The organism is Vibrio sp. 2433-A1 (genome assembly GCF_056726085.1).
This window is the reverse complement of sequence record NZ_JBRESC010000027.1, coordinates 26,691-50,044: the sequence shown is the minus strand read 5'-3', so window position 1 is coordinate 50,044 and position 23,354 is coordinate 26,691. Positions and strand designations below refer to the sequence as shown.

The 23,354-nt window shown below is 46.0% G+C and carries 18 protein-coding genes; 13 read left to right on the top strand and 5 right to left on the bottom strand.

The window, feature by feature from the left end; translation table 11 throughout:
• From ACU01J_RS19635 to rpoC, 9 genes are all read left to right on the top strand, one after another.
• The coding region (locus tag ACU01J_RS19635; protein ID WP_481087204.1) for an EF-Tu C-terminal domain-related protein at positions 1-126 on the top strand (126 nt) is incomplete at its 5' end.
• 276 nt (positions 127-402) lie between these two features.
• Complete coding sequence (gene secE / locus ACU01J_RS19630) at positions 403-783, top strand: preprotein translocase subunit SecE (RefSeq protein ID WP_481087203.1); 381 nt, start codon at positions 403-405, stop codon at positions 781-783.
• Between the two features lie 13 nt (positions 784-796).
• A complete protein-coding gene (nusG, locus tag ACU01J_RS19625) occupies positions 797-1,345 on the top strand; it encodes a transcription termination/antitermination protein NusG (RefSeq protein WP_004415884.1) in 549 nt (182 codons plus the stop codon).
• A 160-nt stretch (positions 1,346-1,505) separates the two neighbouring features.
• Entirely contained in the window at positions 1,506-1,934 is a 429-nt protein-coding gene (gene rplK, locus ACU01J_RS19620) for a 50S ribosomal protein L11 (RefSeq protein WP_481087202.1), read from the top strand.
• Positions 1,935-1,938: 4 nt separating this feature from the next.
• On the top strand, positions 1,939-2,643 hold the full coding sequence (rplA, locus tag ACU01J_RS19615) for a 50S ribosomal protein L1 (protein WP_008078230.1): 705 nt from the start codon (positions 1,939-1,941) through the stop codon (positions 2,641-2,643).
• 287 nt (positions 2,644-2,930) lie between these two features.
• Positions 2,931-3,425, top strand: coding sequence for a 50S ribosomal protein L10 (gene rplJ / locus ACU01J_RS19610; protein WP_004415880.1), 495 nt, complete (start codon positions 2,931-2,933; stop codon positions 3,423-3,425).
• 57 nt (positions 3,426-3,482) lie between these two features.
• Complete coding sequence (gene rplL / locus ACU01J_RS19605) at positions 3,483-3,851, top strand: 50S ribosomal protein L7/L12 (RefSeq protein WP_053441452.1); 369 nt, start codon at positions 3,483-3,485, stop codon at positions 3,849-3,851.
• 233 nt (positions 3,852-4,084) lie between these two features.
• Positions 4,085-8,113: a DNA-directed RNA polymerase subunit beta gene (gene rpoB, locus ACU01J_RS19600; RefSeq protein WP_481087201.1), complete on the top strand. Its 4,029-nt coding sequence runs from the start codon at positions 4,085-4,087 to the stop codon at positions 8,111-8,113.
• A gap of 87 nt (positions 8,114-8,200) precedes the next feature.
• Positions 8,201-12,406 (top strand): DNA-directed RNA polymerase subunit beta', encoded by a 4,206-nt coding sequence (rpoC, locus tag ACU01J_RS19595; protein WP_481087200.1) that lies wholly within the window; start codon positions 8,201-8,203, stop codon positions 12,404-12,406.
• Between the two features lie 397 nt (positions 12,407-12,803).
• Here the strand turns inward: rpoC and rsd are convergent, their stop codons facing one another.
• Positions 12,804-13,298 (bottom strand): sigma D regulator, encoded by a 495-nt coding sequence (gene rsd / locus ACU01J_RS19590; protein WP_481087199.1) that lies wholly within the window; start codon positions 13,296-13,298, stop codon positions 12,804-12,806.
• 171 nt (positions 13,299-13,469) lie between these two features.
• Here rsd and nudC point away from each other — a divergent pair, with 171 nt between their 5' ends.
• From nudC to ACU01J_RS19570, 4 genes are all read left to right on the top strand, one after another.
• The gene (nudC, locus tag ACU01J_RS19585) at positions 13,470-14,243 is read left to right on the top strand and encodes an NAD(+) diphosphatase (RefSeq protein WP_481087198.1); all 774 of its coding nucleotides are present in this window, start codon (positions 13,470-13,472) and stop codon (positions 14,241-14,243) included.
• A gap of 269 nt (positions 14,244-14,512) precedes the next feature.
• Complete coding sequence (gene hemE / locus ACU01J_RS19580; protein ID WP_481087197.1) at positions 14,513-15,580, top strand: uroporphyrinogen decarboxylase; 1,068 nt, start codon at positions 14,513-14,515, stop codon at positions 15,578-15,580.
• A 120-nt stretch (positions 15,581-15,700) separates the two neighbouring features.
• The gene (locus ACU01J_RS19575; protein ID WP_134837064.1) at positions 15,701-16,336 is read left to right on the top strand and encodes a TetR/AcrR family transcriptional regulator; all 636 of its coding nucleotides are present in this window, start codon (positions 15,701-15,703) and stop codon (positions 16,334-16,336) included.
• 91 nt (positions 16,337-16,427) lie between these two features.
• Complete coding sequence (locus tag ACU01J_RS19570; RefSeq protein ID WP_481087196.1) at positions 16,428-17,393, top strand: DHHA1 domain-containing protein; 966 nt, start codon at positions 16,428-16,430, stop codon at positions 17,391-17,393.
• 56 nt (positions 17,394-17,449) lie between these two features.
• Here the strand turns inward: ACU01J_RS19570 and ACU01J_RS19565 are convergent, their stop codons facing one another.
• The 4 genes from ACU01J_RS19565 to ACU01J_RS19550 form a co-directional block, all read right to left on the bottom strand.
• Complete coding sequence (locus ACU01J_RS19565) at positions 17,450-18,586, bottom strand: murein hydrolase activator EnvC family protein (RefSeq protein WP_481087195.1); 1,137 nt, start codon at positions 18,584-18,586, stop codon at positions 17,450-17,452.
• A gap of 157 nt (positions 18,587-18,743) precedes the next feature.
• Positions 18,744-20,276, bottom strand: a complete 1,533-nt coding sequence (gpmM, locus tag ACU01J_RS19560) for a 2,3-bisphosphoglycerate-independent phosphoglycerate mutase (protein WP_481087194.1) — start codon at positions 20,274-20,276, stop codon at positions 18,744-18,746.
• A gap of 238 nt (positions 20,277-20,514) precedes the next feature.
• Complete coding sequence (locus ACU01J_RS19555) at positions 20,515-21,402, bottom strand: DMT family transporter (RefSeq protein WP_481087193.1); 888 nt, start codon at positions 21,400-21,402, stop codon at positions 20,515-20,517.
• Between the two features lie 71 nt (positions 21,403-21,473).
• Positions 21,474-23,354, bottom strand: coding sequence for a methyl-accepting chemotaxis protein (locus ACU01J_RS19550; protein WP_481087192.1), 1,881 nt, complete (start codon positions 23,352-23,354; stop codon positions 21,474-21,476).

The following is a 23,354-nucleotide window of genomic DNA, read 5'->3' as shown; positions in this document are numbered from 1 at the left end:
GGCGACAACATCCAAATGCAAGTAGAGCTAATCGCTCCAATCGCAATGGATGAAGGCCTACGTTTCGCTATCCGTGAAGGTGGCCGTACAGTAGGTGCTGGTGTTGTTGCTAAGATCTTCGACTAATTCTTACGAATTAGCTAAAGACTTCGGAAAATCTATTAATTAGATTTGACGAACCAGTAGCAAAAAGGGCATCATTTGATGCCCTTTTTCTGCACTAAATAAAATGCCTGTTGGTTTCTTATCCAAATAGGTGTTTAGCAGGAATTTTTTGGTCGAGGTGTTGCGTCTTGATCAATAAAAAGAGTACGTCAATTCATTAAGATTGTCGTTTCATGGATTTGCCCTGCAACAGCGGGGTTGTTGTCGTCTATATTAAGACTTAGACAGGTTGGTTTTATGAAAGCAAATAATGCTGAAACTCCTGAGAGCTCAAATGGCGCAGATATCTTTAAGTGGATTGTCACTTTTGCTCTGTTAGCTGCTGCTGTTGTGGGTAATTACCTGTACGGTGAGATGTCTGTAGTTATTCGCGCTGCAGGTGTTGTTGTACTAATCGCTGCGGCACTTGGTGTTGCTGCTACAACAATGAAAGGTAAAGCTGCGATCGAGTTTGCAAAAGAATCTCGTATGGAAGTACGTAAAGTTGTTTGGCCTACACGCCAAGAAACTATGCAAACAACACTGATCGTTTTAGCTGTAAGTATTGTAATGGCTCTAGTGCTATGGGGTATTGACGGCATTATGGTTCGTCTTGTAGCTCTAGCAACTGGGGTATAGAGGGTTTTAATTCATGAGTGAAGCTCCAAAAAAACGCTGGTATGTGGTTCAAGCCTTCTCTGGATTTGAAGGCCGTGTAGCCCAATCTCTTCGCGAGCATATCAAAATGCACAGCATGGAAGAGCTGTTTGGTGAAGTACTAGTTCCTACTGAAGAAGTAGTTGAAATGCGCGCGGGTCAGCGTCGTAAATCTGAACGCAAGTTCTTCCCTGGTTACGTCCTTGTTCAGATGATCATGAACGATGAATCATGGCACTTAGTACGCAGTGTGCCGCGTGTCATGGGCTTCATTGGTGGTACCTCTGATCGTCCAGCTCCTATCACTGATAAAGAAGCTGATGCGATTCTTAACCGTTTAGAGAAAGCAAGTGAAGCTCCTCGTCCACGTACTATGTACGAAGCGGGTGAAGTGGTACGTGTTACTGACGGTCCGTTCGCAGACTTCAACGGTACTGTTGAAGAAGTGGATTATGACAAGAGCCGCGTAAAAGTGTCTGTATCGATCTTTGGTCGTGCAACACCAGTTGAGCTTGAGTTTGGTCAGGTTGAAAAACTTGATTAAAAAAACACCTTAATAGGGTTGTTTAGGGCGCGAATTATGACTATAATTTCGCGCCTTATTATTTTGGCTGAAGCGAAAGTTACAGCTGGAGTAAAAAGTATTTATATCAACGGGGAGCTGATCAGCCGATTAGCGTTTGTACCCAAAATTAGGAATAATCATGGCTAAGAAAGTTGAAGCTTACATCAAGCTACAAGTTGCTGCTGGTATGGCGAACCCAAGTCCACCAGTTGGTCCTGCACTAGGTCAACACGGTGTTAACATCATGGAATTCTGTAAAGCGTTCAACGCAAAAACAGAATCTCTAGAGAAAGGTCTACCAACACCAGTTGTTATCACAGTATACAACGACCGTTCTTTCACGTTCATCACTAAGACTCCACCTGCTGCTGTTCTTCTTAAGAAAGCTGCTGGCGTTAAGTCTGGTTCTGGTCGTCCAAACACTGAAAAAGTGGGTACTGTAACAGACGCTCAAATCCAAGAAATCGCAGAAGCTAAAGCTGCTGATATGACTGGTGCTGACATCGAAGCAATGAAGCGTTCAATCGCTGGTACTGCTCGTTCAATGGGCCTAGTGGTAGAGGGTTAATAAGATGGCTAAACTAACTAAGCGCATGCGCGTAATCCGCGAAAAAGTTGACGTAACTAAAGAATACGAAATCAACGAAGCTGTTGCTCTTCTTCAAGAACTAGCGACTGCTAAATTCGTTGAGTCTGTAGACGTTGCTGTTAACCTTGGCATCGATGCTCGTAAATCTGACCAGAACGTACGTGGTGCAACTGTACTACCTCACGGTACTGGCCGCGAAATCCGCGTTGCAGTGTTCACTCAAGGTGCAAACGCTGAAGCAGCTAAAGAAGCTGGCGCAGACATCGTAGGTATGGAAGATCTTGCTGAGCAAGTGAAGAAAGGCGAAATGAACTTTGACGTAGTTGTTGCTTCTCCAGATGCAATGCGCGTTGTAGGTCAACTAGGTACTATCCTAGGTCCTCGCGGTCTAATGCCAAACCCTAAAGTTGGTACTGTAACTCCTAACGTTGCTGAAGCTGTTAAGAACGCTAAAGCTGGTCAGGTTCGTTACCGTAACGACAAAAACGGCATCATCCACACTACAATCGGTAAAGCAAACTTCTCTGCTGAGCAGATCAAAGAGAACCTAGAAGCTCTTCTAGTTGCTCTGAAGAAAGCTAAGCCGTCTTCTGCTAAGGGTACATTCCTTCAGAAGGTTAGCATCTCTACTACAATGGGTGCTGGTGTTGCTGTTGATCAGGGTAGCCTGAACACTCTAGCAAACTAATATATTTGCTTAGGCGTGGAATTGGTGTATAATTCTGCGCCTAATATTTGTGGTTGGGGCTGAACTTTGGTTCATTAAATTCGTTAGAATTTAGTCTGAATTATGACCCAGTCTCCGTCCAAGACCGTAGGTGTTTGCTTTTGTAAACTTAATTTTCCTACGTAGATGGTGCCCGAACTGACAGAAAGCTCTATGTAAATAGTTACTTTCTTCTGGGAAGCACCTAAATAACTCTCACTGTCGTGATGATAGTGAGTGGTGTAACGACAACCAGGAGTAAATCCAAGATGGCTTTAAACCTTCAAGACAAAAAAGCAATTGTTGCTGAAGTCAACGAAGCTGCCAGTGGTGCACTTTCTGCAGTTGTAGCTGATTCTCGTGGCGTTGAAGTTGGTGCTATGACTTCACTACGTAAACAAGCTCGTGAAGCTGGTGTTTATGTACGTGTTGTTCGTAACACGCTTATGCGTCGTGCGGTTGAAGGTACTGACTACGAGTGTCTAACTGACACTTTCACTGGTCCTACTCTAATCGCATTCTCTAACGAGCACCCAGGTGCTGCAGCGCGTCTTTTCAAAGACTTCGCTAAAGAGAACAAAGACTTCGAGATCAAAGCTGCTGCATTTGAAGGCGCGCTAACTGACGCTGAAGTACTAGCGACACTACCAACTTACGACGAAGCTATCGCACGCCTAATGATGTGCATGAAAGAAGCTTCTGCAGGCAAGCTGGTACGTACTATCGCTGCACTACGCGACCAAAAAGAAGAAGCTGCTGCTTAAGCCTTGCTTTTCACTGGTTGCTATTTAAACTTATTGTTGATTTAAAAGAGAATTGTTATGTCTATCACTAACGAGCAAATCCTAGACGCAGTTGCAGAAATGTCTGTAATGCAAGTTGTTGAACTAATCGAAGCAATGGAAGAGAAATTCGGTGTTTCTGCTGCTGCTGCTGTTGTAGCTGGCGGCGCTGCTGCAGGCGAAGCTGCTGCTGAGCAAACTGAATTCGACGTAATCCTAGAATCTGCTGGCGGTAACAAAGTTGCTGTAATCAAAGCAGTACGTGGCGCAACTGGCCTAGGCCTTAAAGAAGCTAAGGGTCTAGTAGACTCAGCTCCTGCTCCACTAAAAGAAGGCATCGAGAAAGATGAAGCTGAAGCTCTTAAAGCTCAGCTAGAAGAAGCTGGCGCAACTGTTGTTGTTAAGTAATTATTACTTAAGCTTCTTAGCCTAACGGCTAATGGCTGGTGGTTTTATAACCACCGGCCTTTTTGCGCTGTAGGGGTTGGGTGATTTTTCCGCTGTTTGAGCACCCAAGTTCCTAGCAAAAAACATGTCATTATCTCTTAATGGTATGTCACTACTATCAAACAGATTTTCAGTCACTGTCTCATAACGATTGGAGACAGTTTGGGTCACTTATCAGCGAGCTGAGGAACCCCATGGTTTACTCTTATACCGAGAAAAAGCGCATCCGTAAGGACTTTGGTACTCGTCCACAAGTTTTGGACATTCCATACCTGCTATCGATCCAGCTCGATTCGTTCGAAAAATTCATCGAACAGGATCCTGAGGGTCAATACGGTCTTGAAGCTGCTTTCCGTTCTGTATTCCCGATTCAGAGCTACAACGGCAACTCTGAGCTGCAATACGTTAGCTACCGTCTTGGTGAGCCAGTATTTGATGTTAAAGAATGTCAAATCCGCGGCGTAACGTACTCAAAGCCACTACGCGTAAAACTACGTCTAGTTATTTTTGATAAAGACGCGCCAGCAGGCACCGTTAAAGACATCAAAGAACAAGAAGTCTACATGGGCGAAATTCCGCTTATGACAGACAATGGTACCTTTGTAATCAATGGTACTGAACGAGTTATCGTATCCCAGCTTCATAGAAGCCCTGGCGTATTCTTCGACAGCGATAAGGGTAAGACTCACTCTTCAGGTAAAGTTCTGTATAACGCACGTGTTATTCCTTACCGTGGTTCATGGCTTGATTTCGAGTTTGATCCTAAGGATAACCTATACGTACGTATCGACCGCCGTCGTAAGCTACCAGCATCTATCATTCTTCGCGCACTAGGTAAGACGACAGAAGAGATTCTGGACATCTTCTTTGAGAAGGTGAACTTCGAAGTTAAAGATCAAACTCTACTTATGGAGCTTGTTCCTGATCGTCTACGTGGTGAAACTGCGTCATTCGATATCGAAGCTAACGGCAAGACTTACGTTGAAACAGGTCGTCGTGTAACTGCACGCCATATCCGTCAGCTTGAAAAAGATGGCGTTGAGCATATCGAAGTACCAGTTGAGTACATCGTAGGCAAAGTTGCATCGCAAGATTACATCAACGAAGCGACTGGCGAGATCATTGTTGGTGCAAACCAAGAAATCAGCCTTGAAGCGCTAGCTAACCTTTCTCAGGCAGGCCACAAAGCTCTACAGACGTTATTTACTAACGATCTAGACCACGGTCCGTTCATGTCAGAAACACTACGCATCGACAGCACTGTTGATCGTATTTCTGCACTGGTAGAAATCTACCGCATGATGCGCCCGGGCGAGCCGCCAACGAAAGAAGCTGCTGAATCACTATTCGAAAGCCTATTCTTCTCTGAAGAGCGTTACGATCTATCGACTGTTGGTCGTATGAAGTTCAACAGCTCTATCGAACGTGAAGATGCTCAAGAGCAAGGCACTCTTGACGAAACTGATATCGTTGAAGTGATGAAGAAGCTAATCGCTATCCGTAACGGCATCGGTGAAGTGGACGATATCGACCACCTAGGTAACCGTCGTATCCGCAGCGTTGGCGAAATGGCAGAAAACCAATTCCGCGTTGGTCTAGTACGTGTTGAACGTGCTGTTAAAGAACGTCTAAGCCTTGGTGACCTTGATGCAATCATGCCTCAAGATCTTATCAACGCTAAGCCGATCTCTGCTGCGGTTAAAGAATTCTTTGGCTCTTCACAGCTTTCACAGTTCATGGACCAAAACAACCCGTTATCAGAAGTAACGCACAAGCGTCGTATTTCTGCATTGGGTCCTGGCGGTCTAACTCGTGAACGCGCTGGCTTCGAAGTTCGAGACGTACACGTAACTCACTACGGCCGTCTATGTCCTATCGAAACGCCGGAAGGTCCAAACATCGGTCTGATCAACTCTCTATCTGCGTTTGCACGTTGTAACGAGTACGGTTTCCTAGAGACGCCATACCGTCGTGTTGTAGATGGCGTAGTAACAGACGAAGTAGATTACCTATCTGCTATTCAGGAAGGTCAGTACGTTATCGCTCAGGCGAACACTGTTCTTACTGAAGAAGGCACATTCTCTGAAGAGCTAATCACTGCTCGTCAGAAAGGTGAATCTGGCCTACACCCACGCGAACATGTTGACTACATGGACGTTGCAACTAACCAGGTTGTATCTATCGCTGCATCGCTTATCCCGTTCCTAGAACACGATGATGCGAACCGTGCATTGATGGGTGCCAACATGCAACGTCAGGCAGTTCCAACACTTAAGGCTGATAAGCCTCTAGTTGGTACTGGTATCGAGCGTAACATCGCCGTTGACTCTGGTGTTACAGCAGTATCGAAACGTGGTGGTGTAATCCAGTCTGTAGATGCTTCTCGTATCGTTGTTAAAGTTAACGAAGACGAGCTGATCCCTGGTGAAGCAGGTATCGATATCTACAACCTAACTAAATACACTCGTTCGAACCAAAACACGTGTATCAACCAGCGTCCATGTGTGATGCCGGGTGAACCAGTAGCACGTGGCGACGTTCTTGCTGATGGTCCTTCAACAGACCTTGGTGAGCTAGCGCTTGGTCAGAACATGCGTATCGCATTCATGCCTTGGAACGGTTACAACTTCGAAGACTCGATCTTAGTATCTGAGCGCGTAGTTCAAGAGGACCGTTTCACGACTATCCACATTCAAGAGCTATCTTGTGTGGCGCGTGATACTAAGCTTGGTGCTGAAGAAATCACTGCTGACATTCCAAACGTAGGTGAGTCTGCTCTGTCTAAACTAGACGAGTCAGGTATCGTTTACATCGGTGCGGAAGTGAAAGGCGGTGACATCCTTGTAGGTAAAGTAACGCCTAAAGGTGAAACTCAGCTAACACCAGAAGAGAAGCTACTACGTGCTATCTTCGGTGAGAAAGCGTCAGACGTTAAAGATACGTCTCTACGCGTACCAAACTCTGTATCAGGTACGATCATCGACGTTCAAGTATTTACTCGTGACGGTGTTGAAAAAGACAAACGTGCACTTGAAATTGAACAGATGCAGCTGAAAGAAGCGAAGAAAGACCTAACTGAAGAATTCCAGATTCTTGAGGGTGGCCTTCTAAACCGTGTTAAAGCTGTACTAATCGACGGTGGTTACACTGAAGCGAAACTAGACTCTATCGATCGTAAGAAGTGGCTAGAGCTAACGCTTGAAGACGATGCACAACAATCACAGCTTGAGCAACTTGCTGAGCAGTGGGATGAGCTAAAAGCTGACTTCGATAAGAAGTTTGAAACTAAGCGTCGTAAGATCACACAAGGTGATGATCTAGCACCTGGCGTACTGAAGATCGTTAAGGTTTACCTAGCGGTTAAACGTCGTATCCAGCCTGGTGATAAGATGGCGGGTCGTCACGGTAACAAGGGTGTAATCTCTAAGATCAACCCTGTTGAAGACATGCCTTACGATGAGAAAGGTCAGCCGGTTGACATCGTACTAAACCCACTGGGTGTACCATCGCGTATGAACATCGGTCAGATCCTAGAAGTACACTTAGGTCTGGCAGCGAAAGGTATCGGTGACAAGATCAACCAAATGGTGAAAGAGCAGCAAGAGCTAGCTAAGTTCCGTGACTTCCTACAGAAGGTTTACGATCTTGGTGAAACTCGTCAGAAAGTAGACATCGCGTCTCTATCTGATGACGAAGTTCGTACGCTGATCAAGAACCTACGTGGTGGTCTACCGATCGCAACTCCAGTATTTGACGGTGCGAACGAATCTTCAATCAAAGAGCTTCTAAAACTAGGTGACCTACCAGAATCTGGTCAGCTAACGCTATTTGATGGTCGCACAGGTGATGCGTTTGAGCGTCCTGTAACTGTTGGTTACATGTACATGCTGAAACTGAACCACCTTGTTGATGACAAGATGCACGCTCGTTCAACTGGTTCGTACAGCCTAGTAACTCAGCAACCACTTGGTGGTAAAGCTCAGTTCGGTGGTCAGCGTTTCGGTGAGATGGAAGTATGGGCACTAGAAGCATACGGTGCTGCTTACACGCTTCAAGAAATGCTAACAGTTAAGTCGGATGACGTTAACGGCCGTACTAAGATGTATAAGAACATCGTAGATGGCAACCACAGCATGGAACCTGGCATGCCTGAATCGTTCAACGTATTGTTGAAAGAGATCCGCTCGCTAGGTATCAACATCGAGCTAGAAGACGAAGAGTAATCCTTTCTCTTTAGAGAATACGATTATTTGGTAGAAGGTGCTCACTTTTGCGGGTGAGCTCCTTTTAACTCCTTACAGGAGCTGATTGTGAAAGACTTATTAAACTTTCTAAAAGCGCAGCATAAGACCGAAGAATTTGATGCAATCAAAATCGGTCTATCTTCACCAGACATGATTCGTTCATGGTCTTTCGGTGAAGTTAAGAAACCTGAAACGATCAACTATCGTACGTTCAAGCCTGAGCGTGATGGTCTGTTCTGTGCGCGTATCTTTGGTCCAGTAAAAGACTACGAATGTCTTTGTGGCAAATATAAGCGTCTAAAACACCGTGGCGTTATCTGTGAGAAGTGTGGCGTTGAAGTTACACAAACTAAAGTTCGTCGTGACCGTATGGGACACATCGAGCTTGCTTCACCAGTTGCTCACATCTGGTTCCTAAAATCACTACCGTCTCGTATCGGTCTACTAATGGATATCCCTCTACGTGATATCGAACGTGTTCTTTACTTCGAAATGTACGTAGTAACTGAACCAGGTATGACTGATCTAGAAAAATCTCAGATGCTTACTGAAGAAGAGTATCTAGATCGTCTAGAAGAGTGGGGTGACGAGTTCACGGCTAAGATGGGTGCGGAAGCGATCAAAGACCTACTTGCGTCTATGGATCTGCCTGCTGAAATCGAAGAGATGCGTGAAGAGCTTCAGTCTACTAACTCAGAGACTAAGCGTAAGAAGATCACTAAGCGTCTTAAGCTAGTTGAAGCGTTCGTTCAATCTGGTAACAACCCAGAGTGGATGATCCTAACTGTGCTTCCGGTACTTCCGCCAGATCTACGTCCTCTAGTACCACTAGACGGCGGTCGCTTCGCGACGTCTGATCTGAACGACCTATACCGTCGCGTAATCAACCGTAACAACCGTTTGAAGCGTCTTCTAGAGCTAGCTGCTCCGGACATCATCGTACGTAACGAAAAACGTATGCTGCAAGAGTCTGTTGATGCACTTCTAGATAACGGTCGTCGTGGTCGTGCGATCACTGGTTCGAACAAGCGTCCTCTGAAATCTCTTGCTGATATGATCAAGGGTAAACAAGGTCGTTTCCGTCAGAACCTTCTAGGTAAGCGTGTAGACTACTCTGGCCGTTCTGTAATCACAGTAGGTCCATACCTTCGTCTGCACCAGTGTGGTCTTCCTAAGAAGATGGCACTTGAGCTGTTTAAACCATTTATCTACAGCAAGCTAGAGACTCGTGGTCTTGCGACTACAATCAAAGCAGCTAAGAAGATGGTAGAGCGCGAAGAAGCGATCGTTTGGGATATCCTAGACGAAGTAATCCGCGAACACCCAGTACTATTGAACCGTGCACCTACACTTCACCGTCTAGGTATCCAGGCGTTCGAACCAGTACTAATCGAAGGTAAAGCGATTCAGCTTCACCCACTAGTATGTGCGGCATACAACGCCGACTTCGATGGTGACCAAATGGCGGTTCACGTGCCTCTAACTCTAGAAGCACAGCTTGAAGCTCGTACTCTGATGATGTCGACAAACAACATTCTGTCGCCAGCGTCAGGTGATCCGATCATCGTACCTTCTCAGGACGTTGTATTGGGTCTTTACTACATGACTCGTGACAAGATCAACGTGAAAGGCGAAGGTATGTACCTTGCTAGCCCAGCTGAGGCTGAGAAGGCATACCGCACTAAGACTGCTGAGCTACACGCTCGCGTTAAAGTTCGTATCACTGAGACTGTTAAAGACGAAGATGGTAATAGCACTACTGAGACTAAGATGGTTGATACAACTATCGGTCGTGCAATGCTATGGCAAATCGTACCGGAAGGTCTACCGTACAGCATCGTTAACCAAAAGTTAGGTAAGAAGCAAATTTCTAACCTACTTAACGAAGCGTACCGTAAGCTAGGTCTTAAAGACACGGTAATCTTTGCTGACCAAATCATGTACACAGGTTTCGCTTACGCAGCACTTTCTGGTGTATCTGTTGGTATCGACGATATGGTTGTACCTGCAGCTAAGTACACTGAGATCGAAGAAGCGGAAGCAGAAGTTCGCGAAATTCAAGAACAGTACCAATCTGGTCTTGTAACTGCGGGTGAGCGCTACAACAAAGTGATCGATATTTGGGCATCGACCAACGATCGCGTAGCGAAAGCGATGATGGAAAACCTTTCATCTGAAACGGTAATCAACCGTGAAGGTGAAGAGGAACAACAAGAGTCATTCAACAGCATCTACATGATGGCCGACTCGGGCGCACGTGGTTCTGCGGCTCAGATTCGTCAGCTAGCAGGTATGCGTGGTCTGATGGCTCGTCCAGATGGTTCAATCATCGAAACGCCTATCACTGCGAACTTTAAAGAAGGTCTAAACGTACTTCAGTACTTTATCTCAACGCACGGTGCTCGTAAGGGTCTTGCGGATACAGCACTGAAAACAGCGAACTCGGGTTACCTAACTCGTCGTCTAGTAGACGTTGCTCAAGACGTTGTAGTACACGAACATGACTGTGGCACACACGAAGGTGTTAACATGATGCCACACATCGAAGGTGGTGACGTTAAAGTTGCACTTTCTGAGCTAGCTCTAGGTCGTGTAGTTGCTGAAGATGTTCTTAAGCCAGGTACTGAAGAAGTTCTGATTCCACGTAACACTCTAATTGATGAGAAGTGGTGTCAAATCATGGAAGAGAACTCAGTAGACAGCATGAAAGTGCGCTCTGTAGTTACCTGTGATGCGGACTTCGGTTGTTGTGCACAGTGTTACGGTCGTGACCTAGCACGTGGTCACCTAGTGAACCAAGGTGAAGCAGTAGGCGTTATCGCTGCTCAGTCTATCGGTGAACCGGGTACACAGCTTACGATGCGTACGTTCCACATCGGTGGTGCGGCATCTACTGCAGCAGCAGAGAACAGCATCCAAGCGAAAACAACAGGTACAGTTAAGCTACATAACGCTAAGTATGTAACGAACAAAGATGGCAAGCTTGTAATCACTTCTCGTGCATCTGAACTAACTATCATTGATGAGTTCGGCCGTACGAAAGAGAAACACAAACTGCCTTACGGTTCTCTACTGTCTAAAGGCGACAATGACTCAGTTGAAGCTGGTGATACAGTAGCTAACTGGGAAGCGCACACTATGCCAATCATCACTGAAGTGGCAGGTCGCATCCAGTTCGTTGACATGATCGACGGTGTAACAGTTTCTCGCCAAACAGATGACCTAACAGGTCTATCTTCAAGCGAAGTAACTGAAGCGGCAGCTCGCCCAGCAGCAGGTAAAGATATGCGTCCAGCTATCAAACTTGTTGATGAGCAAGGTAACGACGTAATGATCCCTGGTACTGAAATGCCAGCTCACTACTTCCTACCTGGTAAAGCTATCGTTAACATCGAAGACGGCGCTGAAGTAGGTGTGGGTGATACACTTTCACGTATCCCTCAGAAATCTGGCGGTAACAAAGATATCACCGGTGGTCTACCTCGCGTAGCTGACCTATTCGAAGCACGTAAGCCGAAAGAGCCTGCGATTCTTGCTGAGCACACAGGTACTGTGAGCTTCGGTAAAGAGACGAAAGGTAAACGTCGTCTAGTAATCACTCGTGAAGGCGGTGATGCTTACGAAGAGATGATTCCTAAGCACCGTCAGCTTAACGTATTCGAAGGCGAGAAGGTTGAACGTGGTGATGTGATTGCAGATGGTCCAGAAACTCCGCATGACATTCTACGTCTACGTGGTATCCACGCTGTGACTCAATACATCGCGAACGAAGTTCAAGAAGTATACCGTCTCCAAGGCGTTAAGATTAACGATAAGCACATTGAAACTATCGTTCGTCAGATGCTGCGTAAGTGTACAATCACACACGCTGGTGACTCTACAGAGTTCCTAGTGGGTGAGCAGGTTGAATACGCGAATGTTAAGATTGCTAACCGTCAGCTAGAAGCTGAAGGTAAAGAGCTTGTTCGCTTCGAACGTGACCTATTAGGTATCACTAAAGCGTCTCTAGCAACTGAATCGTTCATCTCTGCGGCATCGTTCCAGGAGACAACTCGCGTACTAACAGAAGCAGCAGTTTCTGGTAAGCGTGATGAGCTACGTGGTCTGAAAGAAAACGTAATTGTTGGTCGTCTAATCCCAGCAGGTACAGGTTTTGCTTACCACCAAGAGCGTCAAGCTAAGCGTGTAGAAGAGCAAGAAGGTCCTTCAGCTGAGCAAGCTACTGATAACCTTGCAGCACTGCTTAACGCAGGCTTCTCAGTTGACGAGTAATCGCTAGCTATGAAGTTATAAAAGGCACCTTCGGGTGCCTTTTTTGTTTTATGGAGAACTAGAACGGGCTTCGCCCTGCGAGAGTTTAGAACGCTTCGCTTCGAGATAGGACTTCGCCCTACGAGAATCTAGAACGGACTTCGTCCTTCGAGAGGTGCGCGTTATAGCTGCTGAGTTAGTCTCTGACACTGAGTTTTTTGTTAGGGACTTACGTCTAAAAGACAGAAAAAAGGTTGACGCTTTCACGTCAACCTTCCAAGATTTTCTCGCTTCTCGCTTCTCGCTTCTCGCTTCTCGCTTCTCGCTTCTCGCTTCTCGCTTCTCGCTTCTCGCTTCTCGCTTCTCGCTTCTCGCTTCTCGCTTCTCGCTTCTCGCTTCTCGCTTCTCGCTTCTCGGCTTATGCACCAGGCGGGATGGCTAAACTATCGGCAATCAGCTGAATTAGGTTATCTTCTACTTCAAAACGCACTTCAAGCAGTTCACCCACTTTTGACATATCCACTTCAAAATTAGGTAGCTCATCATCGGCACTTACTTTGACGTACTTGTCATTAAATTCTAGTAGAGGCTCAGTGGTCAGAACGATTTTCGCGTAGGCAGAATCGATCTCATCATTGGTTTTGAAGCCAGTGGCTTGCCACTTTTCCATCACCATATCGTAGATCTTGAAATGACCTTCGGAGATGTAGTCCACTACATGATCGCAGAATGAGCTGATTTCTTTAGGGGAAGGGAGTTCGACAACGTTCGCATGACCATTGACTGGTTGAAGAGAACCTAGCTTACAGTACTCGACGATAAGTGACTGACGGGTTTTTAGCCAGTGATCGATGACTTCGCTTGAGCCACCCCATTGTTCTTGTGTCTGTTTGAATCTATTTAGCATGACCATATCCTCATGATCGGGTCACTTCTTGGGTGACCATTAAGCTTAAAGCATTTGCAGAGATACAAGCTCTTGTCCTTACTAGAATTTATAGTCTCAAAATTGATGGACTACAAACTCTGGTATGAATTTAGATTGCCAGTAAAATAGACTGACTGCAAGTGAAGAGGGGGTGGAATGTTAAATAAAAGTGACACAAACCGTACGCAAAATTGTTATTGGTGCGTTGTATCAGGAAGTGATGTTTGGTTGGTTGATAATGCGATTCCTTTTGGTATCGCACAGGATTTTTCTCTGCCAACAAGCTCTGCCATAGAAATTGGTCGCTATAATAAAGCGCCAGTATTTTGGTTAAATGCAGCAGAGCTTGAGCCGGAAATTGAGCTTATTTCGCTGAGAGAGTGCCTTCATTTCCCTCAAGAACTATTCCTCTTACTCAGTAAGGCGGTGCAATACAGTCATATGACCCAGAGTCTGCGTTTTTGCCCGCTGTGTGGTGGCCGAAACCACCTCAATCATAATCAACTTGCGATGCAATGTGGTGATTGTCGAACATTGCATTATCCGCGCATATTCCCATGCATCATTGTTGCCGTACGTAAGCAGGGGCAAATATTATTGGCTCAACACCCAAGGCATCGAAACGGTATGTACACCGTGATTGCGGGTTTTGTTGAAGTGGGTGAGACATTGGAGCAGTGCGTTGCTCGTGAAGTGAAAGAGGAGACTGGGGTAAACGTGAAAAATATCGAGTACTTCGGCAGTCAGCCATGGGCATTCCCATCGAGCTTAATGATGGGGTTTGTCGCGGAATACGATTCCGGACAACTTAAACCCGATTATAGCGAACTCAGTGATGCGCGTTGGTTTGACTTTAACGCATTGCCTGATGTCGCGCCTAAGGGAACAATTGCCCGAGAATTGATCGAGCATACTTGTGGTAATTTTTGATTATATTGCTGAAAAATAAGTAAAAAAAACCCTCCAGAAGGAGGGGGTAAGTAAGATGTCGTTATGAGATGCCAAGCACTGAGTACTCGGTTTATAATTGTAGTTTTCGCTAGCAAACAGATTTTTAACACTGTTACTGGGTGGGTGCAAATTAAGCATTGATTTAAAAGTTAATAACTTGATCTAGGTTGCAAAGCACACAGCTTTTGAGAACCAAACAGTGTTAGAATAGCCGCAACAGAAACAAGCCTAATAATCGGAAAAACGGAATGACTGAATTAAAGAATGACCGCTATCTTCGTGCCTTGCTAAAAGAGCCAGTAGATTACACTCCAGTATGGATGATGCGTCAGGCAGGTCGATACCTTCCAGAATACAAAGCGACACGCGCAGAAGCGGGTGATTTCATGTCTTTGTGTAAGAATGCAGAACTTGCATCAGAAGTAACCCTCCAACCACTACGCCGTTTTCCTCTTGATGCCGCTATCCTATTTTCAGACATTCTGACTATCCCTGATGCAATGGGTCTAGAATTACGTTTTGCAGCCGGTGAAGGCCCTGTGTTTGATAAGCCAATCACATGTAAAGCGGACGTAGAAAAGATTGGTCTGCCAGATCCTGAAGGTGAGCTTCAGTACGTGATGAACGCTGTTCGTCAGATTCGCAAAGACCTTAATGGTGACGTACCACTGATTGGTTTCTCTGGTAGCCCTTGGACTCTTGCGACATACATGGTTGAAGGTGGCAGCTCGAAAGCGTTCACTAAGATCAAAAAGATGATGTATGCAGAGCCACAAACGCTACACCTACTGCTTGATAAGTTAGCAGACAGCGTGATCGAATACCTAAATGCACAGATCAAAGCGGGTGCGCAATCTGTCATGGTATTTGATACTTGGGGCGGTGTACTGACTCCACGTGACTACAACCTGTTCTCACTACAGTACATGCACAAAATCGTTGATGGTCTAATCCGTGAAAACGATGGTCGCCGCGTACCAGTAACACTGTTTACTAAGAATGGTGGTATGTGGTTAGAGCAGATCGCTGCGACAGGCTGTGACGCGGTTGGCCTTGACTGGACAATCAACATTCAAGACGCTGTGAAGCGTGTAGGCGATAAAGTGGCACTGCAAGGCAACATGGACCCATCAATGCTTTACGCTTCTCCTGAGCGTATTCGTCAAGAAGTCGCGACTATCCTTGAAGGCTTCGGTGATGCCGGGACAGGCCACGTATTCAACCTTGGCCATGGTATCCACTTGGATGTGCCGCCTGAAAATGCGGGCGTATTTGTTGAAGCGGTGCACGAGTTATCTAAGCCGTACCACAAATAACTAAGAAACACATGAAAGCGTCTGGTCTAATCAGGCGCTTTTTTGTTATTGGTTAATATACACAGTTACACAGTTACACAGTTACACAGTTTGGATTAATGGAATAGGGTTCGGGAAAGAATGAAAACACGCGATAAAATCGTGCTTGCAGCACTAGAGTTATTCAATGAGCACGGTGAGCGCAATATCACAACCAATCATATTGCAGCTCATATCGATATTAGCCCTGGTAACCTCTACTATCATTTCCGCAATAAGCAAGAGATTGTGCGCGAGATCTTTGCGCTCTATTCGAATGAGTTGCTAGAGCGTTTTACGCCAATTCAAGGCCAGCAAGAAAGCCTCGTACTCTTGAAGCATTATCTTGACTCTATCTTTACCCTGATGTGGAAATATCGCTTCTTCTACGCCAACCTGCCTGAGATCTTACAGCGTGACGAACAGCTGCATGAAGAATACATTCAAGTTCAAGAGAAGCTTCAAGCCAACTTGATCAACATTATGCGCGCGTTTGTCGATCTAGAGTTAGTTTCTGTTGAAGACAGTGAGATGAAGTCGCTGGTAACCACATTGCACTTAATCGCCTCTAGCTGGTTAGGTTATCAAGCAGCCATGTCACCACGTACTCAGATTACTGAGCAAGTGATTCATCAAGGCATGCTACAGATGATTTCAGTAGTGAAGCCAAAGGCAACCGCACAAGGTTTAGAGCAACTGCAGTTATTGGAAGATGGTGTCAAAGCTATCCATGCATAACAGGTGTGGATCCTAGTTATAACTAACTGAAATTGTTAAAACATGCAGAACCCATTAGAGTATTGAAAGATATTTTAATGGGTTTTCTTTTATGCATTTTGATGTTTTTAACGGTGATGCTGATGGCATTATCGCGCTGCTGCAACTTAGGCTTGCACAGCCAAAGCCTTCCACGCTGGTTACTGGCGTTAAACGTGATATTCAGCTCCTAGAGAAGCTATCTGTCAGCGCTGAGGATTCGGTCACGGTGCTTGATATCTCGATGGAGAAGAACAAAGCGGGCCTTGAAACGATATTGAGTGCAGGAGCTAAAGTTTTTTACGCCGATCACCATAAATCTGGTGATATTCCCCAGCATGAGAACTTAACGGCTCATATCGATTTGGATGCCAATACCTGTACCGCCTTGATCGTCGATGAGTTGCTCGCAGGGCGTTATCACACTTGGGCGATTACCGCTGCTTATGGCGACAACTTAATTGCCAAAGCGGATCAGTTAGCGAGTAGAGCAGGGCTCAATGCCGAGCAGCAAGCGCAGCTTAAAGAGCTCGGCACCTTGATTAACTACAACGGTTATGGCTCAAAGCTTGAAGACCTTCATTTTGACCCAGCGGTACTGTTTAAAGAGCTTTTGGCCTACGATGATCCTTTTGCTGTCATTACTGATCAAGGCTCGCCTTTTCATAATCTTCAATCTGCTTATCAGCAAGATATGGACAAAGCTCTGGCAATAGAACCTCAATATCACAGTGCTACCTTGGGGCTATTTGAATTGCCTAATGAAGCGTCATCACGCCGTATAAGTGGTGTCTACGGCAATCTACTCGCGAATCAGTCCCCAGACTCTGCGCACGCAGTATTAACGGAAAACAGTGATGGCACTTACACCGTTTCTTTGCGTGCGCCGCTGAACAATAAGCAAGGGGCAGGGGATATCTGCTCGCAATTCCCATCTGGTGGAGGTCGAGCTGCAGCTGCTGGCATTAACGCCCTGCCGAAAGAGCAGCTAACTGCGTTCATTGATGCGGTCGAAAAGCACTATCGTAGCGAAGCTTAAAAAATAAGGCGTCTTTTCGAAAGGAAAAGACGCCTTATTTGTATCTGCTTAGCTGATTATCGCGTTAACCAGCTTTTCGGGTTTTGCGGTTTACTGTTACGGCGAATCTCAAAATAGAGTGACGCTTGCGATTGTCCACCTGTGTCTCCGGCAAGGGCGATTGTCTCGCCTTTTGTCACCTTATCGCCTTCTTTCTTCAATAGGCTCTGGTTAAAGCCGTACAGAGTCATATCGCCTTTACCATGGTCAAGTAGTACCACTAAACCGTAGCCACGCAAGTAGTCGGCAAATACAACTGTACCTGAATAGACCGCTTTAACTGACTGGCCATAGTTAGCATCGATAACGACACCTTTCCAATTGATTTGACCTGTTTGGCGTGAGCCGTAGTTATGCAGTACACGCCCTTTAACTGGCCAAGGAAGCTTGCCTTTCTGACGAGCAATACCGTCCATCGGTACGGCATTACGTTTCGCTGCCTTGGCAATTTCTGCTTTTAAGCGGGTTTCGTTGCGTTGTAGTTCAGACAGGTACACTTTGTCGTTAGAGATGCTCTTACGAATTTTAGATACCGTCCCTTTACGTTGAGACTGTGTTTTAGCTAACTGATCGCGTTTTTGAGTCTGCTGTTTCAACAAGCTAGTCAGCTGTTCTTTTTCAAGCTTAAGCTGCTCTTGGCCGTCATCTAACTCTCTGACGGTTGCTTCAAGTTCACTGATGGTCTCGGCTCTGGCTTTAGCTAGGTGCTGAAAATACTGACTAATCCGGTCTTCTTCGACACCTTGATTGAGAATATTCGATGAACTCTTAGCTCGCTGGGTAACGTAGTAGGTTTGAATTAGCTCTGCTAGCTTGTCGCTTTGCTGCTTTTTTTGACCCAGTAACTGATCAACCTTTTTGTCTAAGTTGGCGATATTAGCATTGGTGGTCGCCAGCGAAGCCTTGGTCTGTTTGATTTCTCGTTCAAGACGGTTGATGGTGGTCTCTTGGCTTTTTAGCGACTTCTGTAAAGTATCGAGCTTCTGTTGCTGACTGGACAGTGATTGCTTTTGACGAGAGATTTCACCACTGACACCTTTGAGCTCAGCGTTGCTTGCCGCATAGCTAGGGGAAAGTGAGTTGGCAGAAAGTATCAACCCGAGCGCAAACCAAGACTTGCGAGAGAGAAGTGTCCTGAATGGGGTGATTGCCATTGTTCAAATTTGTCCTAACTATTTGAGAGATAGCCAGTATACCCAAACCTTTTGATTGGAAGAAAGGAGAATGTCAAAAGTTGCTGGTGACGCAAAATGAAAATGAAAAGGCCCAAGCATTGCTCGGGCCTTGAGAATTGTGATGCAACTGAGTTAATTACTTAACTAGTACTTCACCCGTCATTTCAGCTGGGATTTCTAGACCAGTTAGAGACAGCATAGTTGGTGCTAGGTCAGACAGTTTACCGCCCTCTTTGAACTCAACTTCTTTGTCACCAACGTAGATTAGAGGTACTGGTAGATTAGTGTGAGCAGTGTGAGTGCCACCTGTTTCTGGGTCTACCATCATCTCTGCGTTACCGTGGTCAGCAGTGATCAGCATTTGACCACCCACTTCTTCGATTGCCGCAACAATTTTAGCTACACAACCGTCGATTGCTTCGATAGCTTGCTCAGCTGCTTCGTAAACGCCAGTGTGACCAACCATATCTGGGTTAGGGTAGTTACAGATGATCGTGTCGTATTTGCCAGACTTGATTGCAGCAACCATTTTCTCAGTTAGCTCTTCAGAGCTCATCTCTGGCTGTAGGTCGTAAGTTGCTACTTTTGGTGAAGCAACAAGTTGACGCTCTTCGCCTTCAAATTCGTTCTCAACACCACCGTTGAAGAAGAAAGTTACATGTGCGTATTTCTCAGTTTCAGAGATACGTAGCTGAGTTTGACCTTGCTTAGATAGCCACTCACCGTATGTGTTCTCTAGAGATGCTGGTGGGAATGCGATTGCTAGCGGGATGTCAGCTGCGTATTGCGTTAGCATCACGAAGTTGATCGCTGGGAATACAGCGCGCTCGAAGCCGTCGAATGCAGGTACGAAAGTACGTGTGATTTGACGAGCACGGTCAGCACGGTAGTTCATGAAAATCACTGCATCGCCGTCTGCGATTACTGCATCTTCTTGACCTTCTGCTTTGATCGCCGTCGCTTTAACGAACTCATCGTTCTCGTCACGAGCGTATGCTGCTTTAAGGCCCGCTACTGCTGTATCGAAAGTGAATTCAGCTTTAGCTTGAGTTAGAAGATCGTAAGCAACTTGAACGCGATCCCAGTTGTTGTCACGGTCCATTGCGTAGTAACGGCCGACTAGAGAAGCCACACGGCCTTTGCCTAGTGTCGCGAATAGGTCCTGGAAGCGCTGTAGAGAGTTCTCTGCGCTACGCGGTGGCGTGTCACGACCGTCTAGGAAGCAGTGTAGGTAAATCTTCTCTGCGCCACGAGCTGCTGCCATTTCAACGGCTGCGTAGATGTGGTCTTCGTGAGAGTGTACGCCACCTGGAGACATAAGACCCATGATGTGTACTGCTTTGTCTGCTTTTACTGCAGAGTCAATAGCTTCTACTAGAGCTGGAGTTTCAGTGAACTCACCGTCTGCGATAGATTTAGTGATACGAGTAAGATCTTGGTATACAACACGGCCAGCGCCAATGTTAGTGTGGCCAACTTCTGAGTTACCCATTTGACCATCAGGTAGGCCAACATCCATGCCAGAAGCAGAGATTAGAGTGTTTGGCTTGTTAGCAAACAGGCTATCAAGGAATGGAGTTTTTGCGTTCGCGATTGCGTTGCTTGCTGTATCTTCACGGTGTCCGTAACCGTCAAGAATAACTAGAGCCATAGGCTTCTTAGCTGTCATAGTGATGACCTCGTCAAATTTCAAAGTAACTTTGGAAACTAAATTAGCGTAATTTTACTACACTTTTTAACCAAAACTGTAGGTTAAGATCAAATATTGTTTGTGAAATATTGTTGTTATCTTTCACCTTACAAAGAGTGTGTGCAACGCCAAGCTGTTAATTTGGACCTTTTTTCTTGCTCTATTCTCTCGCATAAGACAGAAAAATAAAGCGGGAATTGCCGATTGCTGCGATAGGTTAAGAGACCAAAATACTGGTCCCGACGACGGCGACAATAGCGCCAATCCAAGCAAAGCGGTTAGGTCGTTTTCCGGAATAAATCCATAGTATAGGCAATAGCATGATAGGTGTTGTCGAAGAGAGTAAAGCAACCATACCGACGTTACCTTCTTGCAGCGCATACAGAATCAATGTCATGCCTACCGCCATGGCTAAAAAGCCGTTGAGAGCGGTAATCGAAAATATTTTGATGTTCATTGGCTGAGTTGCACGCGCCAGTTTTGCTCCAGTGAAGAAAAACAAGCAGTGAGCGGCAAAGGCCGTCATCATCCGTATCGCTGACGCAGCCACTGGGTCGATATTGGTTTGCATAATTGGCTTAGCGATGATGCCACCTAACGCTTGGCAAAGCGCAGCCAGTAAACCTAAACCGATTCCGACCCAGACTTTACCTTTAACAGCTTCTAGCTGATTGTTAGTTTGCCCGCGGCGGCCAAAGAAAATGGCTGTTAACACGCCAGAGAAGACCAGCAGTGACCCCAGTAACTCCATAGAAGTCATGGTTTCACTAAACAGAAAGTAACCAAGTACGGCTGAGAAAACAGCGTGACAAGAGAAGAGTAAACCCGCTTGCCTTGGCCCCATACGGTTGAGGCAAGCAAACAGAGCGGTATCACCAATAAAAATACCGATGACGCCTGATAGCATCATGGCTGAAATAGCGCTCATTTCAACACTGCTCCAGCCGCCAGTGTAGACAGCCATAGAGCCTAAAATGAGCGAGGTGCAGCCCATACGCCAACGGCTATAGGCAAAGGTTCCTAAATGTTGGGCAGGCAAGACGGAAAGTATGCTTGCTATTGCCCAAAGAAATGCTGCAGCAAGTGCCAGCCATTCATAACCCATCGACACGTTATCCTTGTGAGTGTGGAATAATCCAGGCTGACAATATGCATTAAATGTTGACTAAAACAAAGCTATACCTTGAAGCGAGTGACCTCCATGCGCATGCTCTCCGCTGACTCACGCATACTATCTGCGCTGTCGCTACTTTGTTGTGCTTGCCCAGCGAGTACGTCGGAAGCATCCTTGATGCCTTGGGTGTTACGGCTGATATCCTCACTCACGGCACGTTGCTCTTCCGCGGCACTAGCAATTTGCAGCGCCATGTCGTTAATCTTATCGATCGCATCGGTAATGTCGGTCAAACTTTGCGCCGCCTGCTGGGCGTAGTCGACACTGGTATCAGCTAACGTAGTACTCGTCTTCATACTATTTACCGCAAGCTTAGTATTGTTTTGCAGCGTTTCGATCATGTGACGAATTTCTTCGGTTGAACCGTGAGTACGCTGACTGAGTACGCGCACTTCATCGGCCACTACGGCAAAGCCACGTCCTTGTTCCCCTGCACGCGCGGCCTCAATGGCGGCATTCAGTGCTAACAAGTTGGTTTGTTCAGCAATTTCTTGAATGGTCGAGAGGATCTGATTGATGCTTTGAGTGTTGTGTTCAAGTTCAGAAATAACGCTAGAGGCTGCGGTGACCTGCTCTGCTAGTTCAACAATTGATTCGCGGTTTTTCTGAATGACTTTTTGACCGTCTTGGCAAGCATTAGACGAAGTCTGAGAAGCATCGGCTGTCATTTCAGCGTGACTTGCTACCTCTGCGGCGGTTGCAGACATTTCATGGATTGCCGTAGCAATTTGGTTCACGTCATTCTGCTGAGCTTCCACTTGTTGCGCTGACTGCATCGATAGGGCGTTCGCTTGACTTGCTTGCTTTACTAACTGCTCACTGTGATTGATAATATCAGCAAGCATGCGCTGCATCTGGCTGAGGAACTGGTTAACGTGTTCAGCCACCTCACCAATTTCGTCATGGCGTTTAATCTCAATTCGCTGGGTTAGATCGCCTTCACCTTTTGCCAGCTGTGAAAGTGAAGATGACAAATCTTGCAGCGGTTTTAGCAGCTTAGTAATGGTGTAGGTGCTGAATGCCGCAATGATTAGGTACAACACTAGAGAGGCAATAGCGGTGAACTGAATTTGCTTACTCACTGAAGCAAATGCCAGTTCTTTATCCACCACAACGCCCAACGACCAATCTGTTGAAGGGACATTGGTAACGTAAATAAGTTTGTCACCTTGCTCAGGCCAACTGATTGTCGAAATTGATGAGTTGCGGACAAGATCTTGAACTTGGGTCGCAGAGAGTTGAGGGTTTAACTTGGTTAATGGTTGCTGGCTTAGCGATTCATCTTGGTAAGCGACGATGTTATTATTGCCGTCGACAAGGAAGGTAAAACCGTCGTTATCTAAAGTGACATTTAGAACTTCATTGATGATATTGGTGACAGTAAGGTCAGCGGCGAGAACACCGTTTTTGTCGCCCGAAAAGGCTTTGGCGAAACTGACGACGATGCTGCCATCGAAGTCTTGGTACGGCTCTGTAATGATCAATCCAGATGCGTTCATCGCATCTTGATACCAAGGACGGGTTCGAGGGTCATAGTCAGCAGGCCAATCTTCGCTTTTATCACCATAGGCAATTGAACCATCGTCAAACCCTGCGTATACCGACAGAAAATCCCCTGCTCGTTTGGTAAGCAGCAATTCTCGATCAGAGTTGTTCGATTCAATGATAGGCTTTTCATTGGCCAGCATCATATCGCTACGAATCGCCAGCCAATCGCTGATATAGCGTGATGTGGAGTGGCTAATATTGGCCATTTCGCTATTGAGTGTAGAGGTGGTTTCTTGCTGCAGTTGATTGACAGAGATCCAAGCTTGCACGCCACTGACGATAGCAATGACTACGGCAATAGCGATTTGCATTTTTAGTTTTATTGTATTTCTCAT